11 protein-coding genes are annotated in these 14292 nt (G+C 72.2%); 5 read left to right on the plus strand and 6 right to left on the minus strand.

Annotated features, from left to right (window positions below; translation table 11 throughout):
• Positions 1 to 287: 287 nt before the first annotated feature.
• Together AB0B40_RS15845 and AB0B40_RS15850 are read right to left on the minus strand one after the other, a co-directional pair.
• Positions 288 to 2276, minus strand: a complete 1989-nt coding sequence (locus AB0B40_RS15845; protein ID WP_345054671.1) for a peptidoglycan recognition family protein — start codon at positions 2274 to 2276, stop codon at positions 288 to 290.
• Between the two features lie 304 nt (positions 2277 to 2580).
• Positions 2581 to 4179 carry a M1 family metallopeptidase gene (locus AB0B40_RS15850; RefSeq protein ID WP_345054674.1) on the minus strand — a complete coding sequence of 533 codons (1599 nt, stop codon included), beginning with the start codon at positions 4177 to 4179 and terminating at the stop codon, positions 2581 to 2583.
• A 233-nt stretch (positions 4180 to 4412) separates the two neighbouring features.
• Here AB0B40_RS15850 and AB0B40_RS15855 point away from each other — a divergent pair, with 233 nt between their 5' ends.
• Positions 4413 to 6119, plus strand: coding sequence for a peptide-N4-asparagine amidase (locus AB0B40_RS15855; protein ID WP_362264117.1), 1707 nt, complete (start codon positions 4413 to 4415; stop codon positions 6117 to 6119).
• 138 nt (positions 6120 to 6257) lie between these two features.
• Here AB0B40_RS15855 and AB0B40_RS15860 read toward each other — a convergent pair whose 3' ends face one another.
• Complete coding sequence (locus AB0B40_RS15860) at positions 6258 to 6707, minus strand: MarR family transcriptional regulator (protein ID WP_345054679.1); 450 nt, start codon at positions 6705 to 6707, stop codon at positions 6258 to 6260.
• 113 nt (positions 6708 to 6820) lie between these two features.
• Between AB0B40_RS15860 and AB0B40_RS15865 the strand changes: the two genes are divergently transcribed.
• Both AB0B40_RS15865 and mltG read left to right on the plus strand, forming a co-directional pair.
• Positions 6821 to 8623, plus strand: coding sequence for an ABC transporter ATP-binding protein (locus AB0B40_RS15865; RefSeq protein ID WP_345054682.1), 1803 nt, complete (start codon positions 6821 to 6823; stop codon positions 8621 to 8623).
• A 43-nt stretch (positions 8624 to 8666) separates the two neighbouring features.
• On the plus strand, positions 8667 to 9560 hold the full coding sequence (gene mltG / locus AB0B40_RS15870) for an endolytic transglycosylase MltG (RefSeq protein WP_345054685.1): 894 nt from the start codon (positions 8667 to 8669) through the stop codon (positions 9558 to 9560).
• A gap of 12 nt (positions 9561 to 9572) precedes the next feature.
• On the opposite strand, the gene AB0B40_RS15875 is transcribed toward mltG, so the two are convergent.
• A complete protein-coding gene (locus AB0B40_RS15875; protein ID WP_362264118.1) occupies positions 9573 to 10661 on the minus strand; it encodes an NAD(P)-binding domain-containing protein in 1089 nt (362 codons plus the stop codon).
• A gap of 127 nt (positions 10662 to 10788) precedes the next feature.
• Here AB0B40_RS15875 and AB0B40_RS15880 point away from each other — a divergent pair, with 127 nt between their 5' ends.
• Positions 10789 to 11211 carry a secondary thiamine-phosphate synthase enzyme YjbQ gene (locus AB0B40_RS15880; RefSeq protein ID WP_345054690.1) on the plus strand — a complete coding sequence of 141 codons (423 nt, stop codon included), beginning with the start codon at positions 10789 to 10791 and terminating at the stop codon, positions 11209 to 11211.
• A gap of 93 nt (positions 11212 to 11304) precedes the next feature.
• On the opposite strand, the gene AB0B40_RS15885 is transcribed toward AB0B40_RS15880, so the two are convergent.
• Complete coding sequence (locus AB0B40_RS15885; protein WP_345054692.1) at positions 11305 to 11706, minus strand: DUF5997 family protein; 402 nt, start codon at positions 11704 to 11706, stop codon at positions 11305 to 11307.
• A gap of 82 nt (positions 11707 to 11788) precedes the next feature.
• Between AB0B40_RS15885 and AB0B40_RS15890 the strand changes: the two genes are divergently transcribed.
• Positions 11789 to 12583: a LysR family transcriptional regulator substrate-binding protein gene (locus AB0B40_RS15890; protein ID WP_345054695.1), complete on the plus strand. Its 795-nt coding sequence runs from the start codon at positions 11789 to 11791 to the stop codon at positions 12581 to 12583.
• Between the two features lie 161 nt (positions 12584 to 12744).
• Here AB0B40_RS15890 and AB0B40_RS15895 read toward each other — a convergent pair whose 3' ends face one another.
• Positions 12745 to 14232, minus strand: coding sequence for an MFS transporter (locus tag AB0B40_RS15895; RefSeq protein WP_362264119.1), 1488 nt, complete (start codon positions 14230 to 14232; stop codon positions 12745 to 12747).
• Between the last annotated feature and the right edge of the window lie 60 nt (positions 14233 to 14292).

Here is a 14292-nt window from a genome sequence, read left to right on the forward strand (position 1 = left end):
GCCCGTTCCCCCAGCCTGTTCCCCTGGCCCCTGGCCCCCGGCCGCCGGCCCAGCGGACACCGGGCACCGGACCACGGGCCACCGGCCCACCGGCCCACCGGACCACCGGCCCACGCTCCCGGTCACACGGGCACGCCGGTCAAACGGGCCCCCTCGCCCAGGCCCCCGGCCATCCGGGCCCACCGGCGCACCCGGCCCACCGGGCACCGGCCAAGGTCACCGAGTACCGGCGCACCGGCACGGCCAGCGGCTACCGGCAGCCGCGAGCCGTGCCGGATGCAGTCGCGTCATCGCCCGGTCGGCTGAGCGGCCTCCCCCTGGGGTCCTGCCGCGGCGGCGGACGAGTCGACCACGTCCACGTCGCTCGCCCGGACGTAGGCGAGCCGGTGGCCGAACTGGATCTCGTAGTACTTCTCCCGGCCCCACACCACCGGGTTGGGTGTGTCACTGAACGACTTGGCGGTGTAGGAACTGCCGACGCCGGACTGCGTCACGTACCGCTGGCCCGCCTGGAAGCTGTACGGCAGCGGCGAAGCGGTCGGCTCCTCCACGTCCGCCGGATAGGCATCCTCCTCCGGCAGCGCACGACCGAACACCGGGACCTCGTTCAGGCCCTCCTTCGGGGTGACCATGCGCCCGGCCGCCCCGACGGCGACCGGGTGCGCTGTGGGGTTCTTGAACCACGCCTTCCGACCCTGGAACCAGATCGCCGTCCACTCCCCGCTGCGGTCGGCGACGGCGAAGCTCTGACCGGCGGAGACGCGCGATCCCAGGTCGTTGACGTCCTCGGTGGAGTCGTCGCCGTCCGGCTTCCGGCCCGGGTCCTGGATCAGCGGGGCGTTCTCGCGTGGTTCGGTGTACAGCCGGACGGCGCTGGAGCCGTGCGGCTGACACGGTGAACCACTGCGCGTGCAGCCCGTGAACCGCGGCTGGTTGGTCGCGTAGTCCGGCAGGATGGTCACCATGTCGCTGTCGGGCCCCGCCGTGGCCCGCAGTGGCGCGCCGAGCAGGTCGAAGTAGTGCCGCCAGTCCCAGAAGGGGCCGGGGTCGTCGTGCATGTCCGGGATGGCGTCGGCGGTCGGGGAAGGCACGTTGTCGTGGCCGAAGATGTGCTGCCGGTCGAGCGGGATGGCGTACTTCTTCGCCAGGAACTTCACCAGACGGGCCGAGGTCTGGTACATCCGCTCCGTGTACCAGGTTCCGGGCTGCGTGAGGAAGCCCTCGTGCTCGATGCCGATCGAGCGGGCGTTCACGAACTGGCTTCCGGAGTGCCAGGCTTCGTCCTTGGTCTGGACGTGCTGGGTGACGTGGCCGTCGCTGGAGCGGATCGAGTAGTGCCAGGACGCCTCGCTCGGATCCTGGACCGTCTGGAACATGCTCGCCAGCTCTGCTTCCGTGTCATGGATCACGATGTACTCGATCGGCTGGTCCCGGGGCCGGTCGGCGAGGTCGTGGTTGCCGTACGGGCTGTCGGCGCTGTCGGTGGTGTCTGCCGTGTCGGCGCTGTCGTCACTGTCGTCGGTGTCGTCGCTGTCATCGAGGCCGGCGATCTCCTCGTACGGCGCGCCGAGCCAGTCACAGGCCAGGTCGGCGGGGCACTCGACCTCCTTCGGCCGTTGGGGGCCCTGCGGGACGGGCGCGCGGTGGTGCGGCCGCACACCGGGGGTGGCCGGAAGGGAGACGTCCTGGCCTTCGGCGGTGGTGCGGTGCGCGCCCTGACGGATCACGGTGAAGACGTCGGCGGCGTACGACGCGGCTGACGCGACGTCACGGGTGCCGGGAAAGCGTGCCACCGCCTCCCACCAGTCCGCCGGGTCGGAGCTGAGGGGCTTGCCGAGCCGGGTCTGAGTGGCCGCCAGGAGAGCCGCGCCGCCGCGTACGTTGGCGACGGCGTCCGTCCGCAGCCGCCCGACGGGGACCTGGATCAGCCGTGCCGCGTGCTGGAGATCCGCGGGCTGCACGGCGTGGCCGCCCGAGGGGCCCGCGTCCGTGATGTCCCCGGCGGACGGCCCCGCGGCCCCCGCGCTCGGCCGGGCGTGCACGCCGTCCGGCGTCCGCGGTGCGGACGAGGGCGCCGAGGAACGCACGAGGCCGGTGTCCAGCAGGTGCATCGGCCCGAAGCCGCCCGACACGCTGGGCGCACCCGGGTGGGAGTCCCAGCGTGACTGCATGTACGCCACGCTCATGAGCACACTGCGCGGTACCTGGAACTCGCGCGCGGCGTCGGTGAAGGCGTTTTGCAGACGCCGGTCGGACGGGTCGTCGGTACCGGACATCGGAAGGATCAGCAGTGGTGGCAACAGAGCCGCCCCCGCGATCAGACAAGCCGTACGGCGGCATCTCCGGATGGCTCTGGGGACATGTGCAGAAACATTTCTTCTCATCGCAGAGGCTCTCCCAACCACGCTCGTTCGCAACCAGGGCAAAGGAGCTGCCCGCCGTGCCACCCCTCGTACGTTTCCGTGCCCCGGGCGCCGTGTCGTGGCGAGCGTCACCGGGGTGGACCAGCCGTCCCGCAGAGGCCACCCGGTCGGCGGCAGTGACTCCGCTGCCCGGGGCAACCAAGCCCGGCCCGCGGGCTCAGTCCTCGACCGGGTCCACCTGCCAGTCGGGGTGCCCCGGCATGGGCGGGGTGTGCGCGCCGTACAACCAGGCGGTCAGGAACGGTTCCAGGTCCTCGCCCGCGACCCGGGAGGCGAGCGCGACGAAGTCCCGGGTGCCGGCCGCACGGCCCCGGTAGGCGGTCACCCAGGCACGCTCGATCCGGCCGAAGGTCTCCTCGCCGACCTTCTCCCGCAGCGCGTACAGCACCAGCGCCGAGCCGTCGTACCGCATCACCTTGAACAGCGTCGCCCCGGTGGGCTCGGCGGGTGCTCCGTCGTCGTGCCGCCACTGGTCGTGCTGCTCGTACGCCGCCCGCATCGCCGATTCCAGGCTCACGCCGCCGTGCTCGTCGGAGTAGAGGCGTTCGTAGAAACGCGCGTGACCCTCGCTCAGCCACAGGTCCGACCAGCGCCGGATGGCGACACTGTCACCCGTCCAGTGGTGGGTCAGCTCGTGGACGAGATTGCGTTCGGCGTCGACCCGGTCGCCCAGCAGGTCGTCCCGCGGCACGACGGAGAGCGACTGGGTCTCCAGCGCCACCGGCAGGTCGGTGTCACCGACCAGCACTCCGTAGCGGCGGAACGGGTACGGCCCGAGTCGCCGCTCCAGCCAGGCCAGGTGATCCGGAGTCAGCGCACGGTACTCCTCGGTCTCCGCCACCAGGCCGTCCGGAACCGCGTCCCGGACGGGCAGTCCGCGCGGGCCGCGGCTGTCGACGAACGTGAACTTCCCGATCGCCAGCTGGACCAGCTGTGCCGCGATCGGCTGCTCGGAATCGTACGTCCACCGGACGCGGCCGCCGGGGCGCCGCACGGTGCCGACCAGCCGGCCGTTGGCCACCGCGCTCAGCCCCGCGGGTGTGGTGATCCGGAAGGTGACGGGTGCCCGCAGGCTCGGGTGGTCGTTCGCCGGGAAGATCATTCTCGCGCCGTCGGGCTGTGCGCAGACCACGGTGCCGTCAGGCGTCGGCACCCAGCCGTAGTCCTGGATCGCGTCGTCGCGGTGGCGTCGCTGCGTCGGGTCGGCGGTGTAGGCGACCCGGACGGTGAACGCGCGGCCGCGCGGGATCGGCCTCGCGGGGGTGACGACGAGTTCGTCCCCGTCGCGTCGGACGGTGGCCGGGGCGCCGTCGACGGTGACGTGGTGCAACGCGTTGCCCGCGAAGTCGAGGTCGAAGCGGGACAGTGGCTGTGTCGCGGTGGCGCTGACGGTGGCGGCGGCCTCGAAGGGCGTCTGCGGCGCCCGCCAGTCGAAGTCGAGCGTGTAGCGCCGGACCGTGTATCCGCCGTTGCCGGCGAGCGGCATGAGCGGATCGCCGATGCCCGCCGCGCCGGGGGAGGGGGCCGGTCCGGCCGAAGCGGCAGAGGCGCCCGGGGCGGGTGTGCCGCGGTCCGGGTGCGGGCCGGCGCCGGGGAACAGGGCGTCACCGCTGAGCGCGACGCCTCCGGTGAGTGCGGCGGCTCCCGCGAGCGCGACGGCGCCGGTGGCCGTGAGGACGAGCGCCGTGCGACGTGAGCGGAGCCCGGGGAGGTGACGCCCTCGCCGGGGTTCCGGGCGCGTGGACGACTCCTTCACCGCAGAAGCCTCTGGGTGGAGCGGGTCCGGCGGGCCGTGCTCGTGGCCGTCCGCCCCGCTGGACTGCCGGCCGTCATGATTTCCATGTCGGCACTATGCCAGTAAAATGTGCTTATATCACTGATTGTCCCTTCCTTGGGTTGTCGTGCAGGGCCGCATGGCGGCCGTCCTCATCGCGTCGATCTGTCGAGGCGTCATTGCGGGACGGCGCGTCTCCCCGTAGAACACGGGCCATGAGAAGACGGTTAGTCATGTCCATGCTCGCGGGGGCGACCCTTCTGGTGAGCACGCTCTTCGGCACGGGTGCCCCGGCCGCCCGAGCGGCCGGCGCGCCCGCCGAGTTCGGCACCGACTGGCACGACCCGGTGACCGCGGCGCCCCCCGTCGACCGGCCGCACACCCGCTCGTGCCAGGTCACCCTCGCCGACGCGCAGTTCCGTGACTACACGCCCTACCGTGGCGCCTACACGCCTCCCAAGGGCTGCGGCGCCCGCTGGAGCAAGGTCGTCCTGCGCCTGGACGGCAAGGTGAAGGGCCGGCAGTACGACCGGCTCGGCTATCTCCACGTCGGCGGCGTCGAGATCCTGCGCACCTCCACCCCGGAGCCGTCGCCCGACGGCATCGAGTGGCACGTGGAGAAGGACGTCACCCGCTACAGCGACACCTTCCGCGGCGCGCGGGACGTCGAGATGCTGATCGGCAACATGGTGGACGACACCTACACCGGTGTCATCGACGTGCACGTGACCCTGACCTTCTACCCGGGGCGGCCCGAGAAGCCCGCCCCCGACCGGGTGCTCACCCTCGCCGACACCTCCGCGGGTACGACGCTCACCACCCCGCGCAACAGCGAGCGGATCGTCGCCGAGGTGTACGCGACCGGTTCGGGCGGCGGCTGCGAGGAGTTCTGGTACCTGACGGTGGCCGATCCGGCGCCGTACTCGTGCAAGGCCGACCGCGGGCCGTACCGCGAGGTGCAGATCAGCGTCGACGGCAAACTCGCCGGTATCGCGGCCCCCTTCCCCAACGTCTGGACGGGCGGCTGGTCCAACCCCTTCCTCTGGTACGTCGTACCTGCGCCACGCGCCTTCGACGTCCGGCCCCTCGAGTACGACCTCACGCCCTTCGCCGGTCTCCTCAACGACGGCCGCCCGCACCACGTCGAGGTGTCCGTCGTGGGCGTACCCGCGGGACAGTCGGGCTGGAGCGCCCCGGTGAACGTACTGGTCTGGCAGGACGCCCACCGGGCCCGTGTGCCCGGCGCGCTCACCGGGGACAAGGCGACCGACCTCGCGAACTCGTCCGCCTACACGCCCGGTTCGGACAACCGCGTGCGCACCGAGGCCGGTCACCGGCTCACCGTCTCCGGCTACCTGGACACCTCCCGCGGGCGGGTGACCACCACCGTCACCCGGACGCTCGCCAACACCTCCGTCCACCGCTGGACCGAGGGTGAGAACACGGACGGCCTCGACGCGACCTGGACCGACGACGAGACCGTCACCGTCACCATCGGTGGAGCCGGAGCCGGAGCCGGAGCCGGAGCCGGAGCCGGAACCGCAGCCGGAACCAGAGCCGGAACCGCAGCCCGAGCCGTCACCGGAGCCGGGCGCGGCCTCGCGCGGGCGGCGCACACGCACCGGACGTACACCATGGACGGTGCCACCACCCTCGGACCGGACAACCGGCTGCGAACCGTGCTGACCCTCGGCGACCGGGCGTCGGTCGTCATGCGCGAGGACGGCCGGCGCACCACGTGGTCGCGGCTGGACGACACCTACAGGGGCGACGCCGCGTACACGCTCGACGTTCCGCGTGACCAGCGGCACGCCGTCGGTACGTCGTCCGAGCGCTACCGCCTCCTCGGCCCGGACGGCTGCTACGACCGGTCGCTGACGACGGTCCAGGGCGTGCTGACGGAGGACCGCAGGCGCTGCTGACCCGGGGCGGCAGAGGGTCCGCCGCCCCGCGATGCGCGGCACCCGGCCGGTCGGGCCGGTCGGGCCGGTCGCGCGACGGCCCCCATCCCTCCGGGGCAGACGGCCCCGCTCCCTCCGGGGCGGCGGGGCCGTCGCCGTTCAGCAGCGCTGGGCGGCGTCCCCGTCGATCAGTGTGTCCAGCAGGACGCCGAGCACCTGGCGCTCCTTCTCCGTCAGCGGCGCAAGTATCTCCTCGGCCGCCGAGCGTCGGGCTCCGCGCAGTTCGCGCAGGGCCGACCGCCCCTCGGCCGTCAGCTCGATCCGGGTCACGCGCCGGTTCGCCGGGTCGGGTGCCCGCCGCACCTTGCCGCTCGCCTCCAGCCCGTCGACCAGCGTCGTCACCGCGCGGGGCACCACCTCCAGGCGCTCGGCGAGGTCGGCCATGCGCGGCGGGGAGGCGTAGTGCGCGAGGGTGCGCAGCAGCCGGGACTGGGCCGGGGTGACGCCCAGGTCACGTTGTTCCAGATGGCGCTTCTGGATGCGGTGCACCCGGCGGGTGAGCCGCAGCAACTGCTCCGCGAGCAGCCCGTCGGGATCTGGGGTGGTCATGCGGGAACAATATCAGGATGCCGTTCATTGTGAGTATAGGTAACAATGACCTACGATCCGCCAGTCATCGCCGGCCGCCCCGGGGCCGGCGCCCGTCCCCTCCGTAGGAGCCCATGCGTCCCGATCGTGAACTCTCCTGGACCCCACCTGCCGATGCCGGCGACCAGCCCCGGCAGGTGCGCCGCATCCTGCGGCTCTTCCGTCCCTACCGCGGGCGGCTCGCCGTCGTCGGCCTTCTCGTCGGTGCCTCGTCACTGGTCTCGGTGGCCACGCCGTTCCTGCTGAGGGAGACGCTCGACGTCGCCATCCCCCAGGGCCGCACCGGCCTGCTGAGCCTGCTCGCGCTCGGCATGGTCCTCAGTGCCGTCCTGGCCGGCGTCTTCGGCGTGCTCCAGACGCTGATCTCGACCACCGTCGGCCAGCGGGTCATGCACGACCTGCGCACCGCGGTCTACGGCCGCCTCCAGCGCATGTCGCTCGCCTTCTACACCCGCACCCGCACCGGCGAGGTGCAGTCCCGCATAGCCAACGACATCGGCGGCATGCAGGCCACCGTCACCTCCACCGCCACCTCCCTGGTCTCCAACGTCACCAGCGTCGTCGCGACGATCGTCGCGATGGTGGCCCTGGACTGGCGGCTGACGATCGTCTCCCTGCTCCTGCTGCCGGTGTTCGTGTGGATCAGCCGCCGCGTCGGCAACGAACGCAAGAAGATCACCACCCAGCGGCAGAAGCAGATGGCCGCGATGGCGGCCACGGTCACCGAGTCACTGTCGGTCAGCGGCATCCTGCTCGGCCGCACCATGGGCCGCTCCGACTCGCTGACCGCGTCCTTCGCCACGGAGTCCGAGCGCCTGGTGGACCTCGAAGTCAGGTCGAACATGGCCGGGCGCTGGCGCATGGCCGTCATCACGATCGTCATGGCCGCGATGCCCGCCGTCATCTACTGGACCGCCGGTCTCGCCCTCCGGTTCGGCGGCCCCGAGGTCTCCCTGGGCACCATCGTCGCCTTCGTCTCGCTCCAGCAGGGCCTGTTCCGCCCGGCCGTGAGCCTGCTGGCGACCGGCGTCCAGATCCAGACCTCGCTGGCGCTCTTCCAGCGCATCTTCGAGTACTTGGACCTCCCCGTCGACATCACCGAGCGCGAGCGGCCGATCCGTCTCGACCAGGTCAAGGGCGAAGTCCGCTTCGAGGACGTCGAGTTCCGGTACGACGACAAGGGCGGCCCGGTCCTCGACGGCGTCGACGTCACCGTGCCGGCCGGCGGCAGCCTCGCCGTCGTCGGTCCGACCGGCGCCGGCAAGTCGACCCTGGGCTACCTGGTGCCCCGCCTCTACGACGTCACCGGCGGCCGTGTGACGCTGGACGGGGTCGACGTCCGCGACCTCGATTTCGACACCCTCGCCCGCGCGGTCGGCGTCGTCTCGCAGGAGACGTACCTCTTCCACGCGTCGGTCGCCGACAACCTGCGCTTCGCCAAACCGGACGCCACCGACGAGGAACTGCGCGCGGCGGCCGTGGCGGCGCAGATCCACGACCACATAGCCGCGCTGCCCGACGGCTACGACACGGTCGTCGGCGAACGAGGCCACCGCTTCTCCGGCGGTGAGAAGCAGCGTCTGGCGATAGCCCGCACCATCCTGCGCGACCCGCCGGTCCTCATCCTGGACGAGGCGACCAGCGCGCTCGACACCCGTACGGAAGCCGCTGTCCAGGACGCCATCGACGCGCTGTCGGCCGACCGCACGACGATCACCATCGCCCACCGGCTGTCCACGATCCGCGGTGCCGACCAGATCGTGGTGCTGGACTCCGGACGCGTCGCCGAACGCGGTACGCACGACGAACTCCTGGAGCGGGACGGCCGGTACGCGGCCCTGGTGCGCCGGGACGCGCAACTGCAGCCGACAAACTGAATATATGCCGGGTTTGTGACTGTATGCGTATTACCGTGCCCGCATGCAGACGAACACTCCGTCACGGAGCAGGATCCGACTGACACGCCGGGGCAGGCTCGCCGTCGTCGTGGCCGGCGCCGTCGTGGCCGGCACGGCCGTGGCGGTGCCGCTGCTGACGCTCGCGGGCGGCCACGAACAGACGAAGCCCGCCGCGCTGCTCATCCCGGAGGGCTGGCGCGCGAGCCAGGTCTACGACGCGATCGACAAGGCCCTCAAGCTGCCCCCGGGCAGCACCCGCAAGTCCCTGGACAAGGCCGCCCTGCCACTGCCGAATGAGGCCGGGGGCAATCCGGAGGGCTATCTCTTCCCGGCCACCTATCCGGTCCGGGAGGGCGCGACCCCCGAATCACTGCTACGGACCATGGTCGACACCGCCAACCGGAGGCACAACGGCGCCCCGGTGGCCGCCGGGGCACAGCGCAACGCGATGAACGTCTACCAGACGGTCACCATCGCCAGCATCGTCCAGGCCGAGGCCGATACGAAAGTGGACATGGGCAAGGTGGCCCGAGTCGTCCTCAACCGGCTGGAGCGCGGGATGCCGCTGCAGATGGACTCGACCATCAACTACGCGCTGAACCGCAACACCCTGCGCACCAGCCAGGACGACACGCAGATCGCGAGCCCGTACAACTCCTACCAGCGTCTGGGCCTGCCGCCGACACCGATCGACAACCCCGGCGCGGAGGCCATGCGCGCCGCCCTCAACCCGACGCCGGGCGACTGGCTGTACTTCGTCACGGTGCGGCCCGGGGACACGCGCTTCACCGCCGACTACACCGAGCACCTGCAGAACGTGGCCGACTTCAACGCCCTCCACCAGAGTGCGGCGGCACAGCCTTCGGACAGCGACCCGGCGGGCGTCCCGGTCTCCCCGGGGGCCGCGGGCAGTTGAGACCACCGGACGTCACGCCGCGAGCGGCTCCTCGGCCAGCAGCCGCCTGATGTCCCGTACGGCCGAGCGCCCGGCCCGGTTGGCGCCTATGGTGCTGGCCGAGGGGCCGTAGCCGACGAGGTGGACCCGCGGATCGGCGACCGCGCGGGTGCCCTCCACCCTGATGCCGCCCCCCGGCTCACGCAGTCGCAGCGGAGCGAGATGATCCAGCGCGGCGCGGAAGCCGGTCGCCCACAGGATCACGTCGGCGGCCACCTTCCGGCCGTCCCGCCACTCCACGCCGTCCGGGGTGATCCGGTCGAACATCGGCCGCCGCTCCAGCACCCCGTCCGCGAGGCCCTGGCGGATGGCGTCGTTGAGGGGCAGCCCGGTGACCGAGACCACACTGCGCGGCGGCAGCCCCTCGCGTACGCGCTCCTCCACCAGCGCGACGGCCGCGCGGCCCGCCTCCTGATCGAACGGTCCCTCGCGGAAGACCGGAGGCCGCCGGGTCACCCAGGTCGTCGCGGCGGCGTACGGGGCGAGCTCCAGCAGATGCTGGGTGCCCGAGGCGCCACCGCCCACGACGACGAGCCGCTGCCCGGCGAACTCCTCGGGACCGGCGTACTGCGCGGTGTGCAACTGCCGCCCCCGGAACGTCTCCTGGCCGGCGTAGCGGGGCCAGAACGGCCGGTCCCAGGTACCGGTCGCGTTGATCAGGGCCCGCGTCGACCAGTCACCGTCCGACGTCTCCACAAGCAGCCGCCCCCCGGCACCCTCGCGTACCGAGCGCACCGCCACGGGACGCCGTACCCGCAGGTCGAAGGCGAGCTCGTACCGGTCGAAGTACTCCCGGACCACCTCGGCCGACGGGCGCGACGGGTCGGCGTCCGTCAGTTCCATGCCGGGCAGCGCGTGCATCCCGTGCACCTTGGCGAACGTCAGCGAAGGCCAACGGAACTGCCAGGCGCCGCCCGGCCCGGGGGAGTGGTCGAGGACCACGAAGTCACGGTCCGGCTCGAAACCGGTGCGCCGCAGGTGATAGGCGGCGGCCAGACCCGCCTGACCGGCGCCGACGACGACTGCCTCGACCTCGACCTCGACCTCGCGTGTTCCGTTCACGCCTCTCGCAACAGGGCGCGGCGCGCGGATCTTCCCCGGTGGCCGGGACCGGGCCACGGCGCCGGCGTCCGCGACACACGTCCGCGCCGCCGGGTGTGAGAAACGGAGTATGGGTCAGGATGAGGGCATGTCCGATGCCCTCACCACGCGCATGCTGCACGTCACCACCGGTTCCCGGGAACGTGTCGTCGACCTGACCGCCGACTGCGAGGAATTCCTGCGGGAGGCGGCGGCCGGCCGGGACGGTCTCCTCAACATCTTCGTCCCGCACGCCACCGCCGGGATCGCGGTCATCGAAACGGGCTCCGGCAGCGACGACGATCTCCTCGCGGCCCTGCACACCCTGCTCCCCGCCGACGACCGCTGGCAGCACCGGCACGGCAGTCCCGGGCACGGCCGCGACCACGTCCTGCCGGCCATCGTCCCGCCGCACGCGACCCTGCCGGTGATCGGCGGGCGCCTGGAACTGGGCACCTGGCAGTCGGTGTGCCTGGTGGACACCAACAAGGACAACCCGGACCGCCGGGTACGGCTGAGCTTCCTCGGCTGAATCACCCGGCCGAGCACACCGCACACAGCCCGCGCGGTTGAGCCCTGGACGGGCGGACTCCGCAGCGGGCGGTGTCCGGGGCGGGCGGAAGGATCAGCCGCGCTCGGCGCCGCCGGTCTCCTTCTCCTTCTTGAGGTTCTTCAGCCGTGCGGTCTCCTTGCGGACCTCGGCCTGGGTGGCGCGCTCCTTCTCCAGCCACTCGGGCCGCTCCTGCTTGAGCGCCTCGATCTGCTCGGTCGTCAACGGCTCGGTGACACCACCGCGCGCGAGACCCGCGATGGACACGCCCAGCCGGGCGGCCACCACCGGACGCGGGTGGGGGCCGTTGTTCCGCAGATCGCGCAGCCACTCCGGCGGGTTGGCCTGCAGCTCGCCGAGTTCGGCGCGCGACACCACACCCTCCTGGAAGGAAGCGGGAGTGGCGGGGAGGTACACACCCAGCTTCTTCGCCGCGGTCGCGGGCTTCATCGTCTGGGTGCTCTGCTGCGACTTCATGAGGTCAAGGGTATCGGCCGAGTGCGCCGGCGCCGACCACGGCCGGTGCGGGCGGCCCGCCGACTGCCGGTAATCTGGCCTGGTGACAGGCTCGCAGGAACCCCCGTCGTTCCGGCTCGCGTACGTTCCCGGAGTGACGCCCGCCAAGTGGGCGAAGATCTGGAACGAGCGTCTGCCCGACATCCCGCTCACCCTCGTCCAGGTCCCGGACGCCGAGGCGCCCGAGGTGCTGCGCGCGGGCGAGGCCGACGCGGGCTTCGTCCGGCTCCCGGTGGACCGTGCGTTCTTCAGCGCGATCCCGCTGTACACCGAGACCACGGTGGTCGTGGCCCCCAAGGACCACCTCGTCACGGCCGCGGACGAGGTCACCCTGGCCGACCTCGCCGACGAGGTGCTCTTCCACCCGTTGGACGACGTTTTCGACTGGGACGCCCCGCCGGGCGAACCGGCCTTCGAGCGCCCTGCGACGACGGCTGACGCCATCGAGCTGGTGGCGGCGAACGTCGGCCTGCTGGTCGTGCCGCAGTCGCTGGCCCGGCTGCACCACCGCCGTGATCTCACCTACCGGCCGGTCGTCGACGCACCCCAGTCGACCGTCGCCCTGTCCTGGCCCGAGGAGGCCACCACCGACCTGGTGGAGGACTTCATCGGCATCGTCCGCGGACGCACCGTCAACAGCACCCGGGGCCGCGCGGCGGCCAGGTCCGACGACAAGGGCAAGCGTTCCGACGGGGGCGGCAGCCGGCCGACATCGACGGGGAAGCCGCAGGCCAGGTCATCGGCGACGTCGTCCGGGAAACCGGCGGGCCGCACGGCACGCGCCCGGACGGGAGGCGGCAAGCCGGCCAAGCGCGGGAAGCCGCGCCGGAAGTCCTGAGGCGAGAGCCCCGCCGTTCAGGAGCCGGGCCGCACGCCTTCCCCGTCGTATCCCCGCCCCGCCGCTCACGAGCGGGGCCGCGCGCTTTCCCCGTCGTACCCCCGCTCCGCCGTTCACGACCGGGGCCGCGCGCTTTCCCCGTCGTATCCCCGCCCCGCCGTTCACGAGCCGGGCCGCACGCCCTCCTCGTCCCAGCCCCGCCCCGCCGTCACCCCGGCCTTCTCCGGCTCTGGACGCACCTGGCGTTCCCGCAGATCGGCGACCGCCAGTACCAGCGCGATCAGGATGATCCCCACCGAGGACAGCAGCCCGAGCTGCATCGCCGTCTCCGCGCGGCCGTGGTTGGCGAGGTGGGCGAAGTACACCGAGCCCACCACCGCGATCCCGGCCGCCGAGCCGACGCGCTGGCCCGTCTGGAGGACCCCCCCGGCCGCGCCCGCACGGTTCACGGGCACCCGGGTGAGGGTGAGGGTGGTGTTCGGGGAGACCGTCATGCCGGACCCGATGCCTCCGACGAGCAGCGGCAGCGCCGACGCCCAGCCCAGGTTCGGCCCCGGTACCAGTTGCACGGCCGCGACCACGCCGAGCAGGCCCAGTGCCACGCCGCCCAGCCCGATCACGACGAGCCTGCGGCCGAAACGCATCACCAGCCGGCCTCCGAGGGCGGCCCCGATCGCGGAGGCCACCGCGAAGGGCAGGACCGTGAGCCCCGACGCCAGCGCGCTGTACCCCAGGCCGTTCTGCAGGTACAGGGCGTACAGGAAGAAGACGGTGGTGAAGCCCGCGAAGTAGGTGAGGCTGATCAGGGCGCCCAGCGTGAACGAGCGCAGCGAGAACAGTGCCAGGTCCACCAGCGGAGCGCGTCCGAGCGCCCCCTGCCGTTTCTCCCACACCCAGAAGCCGCCCAACAGCAGCAGGGCCACCGGCAGCAGCGCCCACTTCTCCCGCCCGGTCCACTGCTGCTCCTGTACCAGGGGCAGCATGAGCGCGAGCACGCCCGAGCCGAGGAGCAGCACCCCGAACAGGTCGAACTCCTCGTGCTTTCCCGGCGCCGGCAGGCGGGGCAGCAGCCGGAGCCCCACCGCGAAGGCGGCCAGCCCGATGGGCAGGTTCACGAAGAACACCCAGCGCCAGCCGTCGTCGGTACCGGCGGCATCGATCAGCAGGCCGCCCACCAGGGGACCCGCCGCCGTCGACACCCCGATGACCGTGCCCAGCACACCGAAGGCCTTCGCCCGTTCGGAGCCCTGGAACATCTGCTGGATCAGCCCCGAGGTCTGGGGCGCGACCAGGCCCGCCGCCGTGCCCTGGATCAGCCGGAAGAACACCAGCCAGGTGGGGCTGGCGGCGAGCCCGCAGGCCAGCGAGGCCACCGTGAACAGGGCGAGCCCGATCAGGAAGGCCTGGCGGCGACCGCGCATGTCGCCCAGCCGGCCGGCCGGGACCAGCGCGAGCCCGAAGGTGAGGGCGTACCCGGAGACCACCCAGGACTGGACCGCCTCCGAGGCCCCGAGCCCGCGTTCCAGCGACGGCAGGGCCACGTTCACGATCGAGGTGTCGAGGAGCGAGATGAAGCCCGCTGCCAGACAGACCCCGAGCGCCTTCCACCGCCGCTCGTCGGGGGCGGGCCGGGCCTGTTCTGTGCTCATGGGGTCACGCTATGCAGTCGTAGCGGATTGCGCATGCCGAGGCACGGTCCGTCAGCGTGG

This window comes from Streptomyces sp. NPDC042638 (genome assembly GCF_040647235.1).
Lineage (GTDB): Bacteria > Actinomycetota > Actinomycetes > Streptomycetales > Streptomycetaceae > Streptomyces > Streptomyces rameus.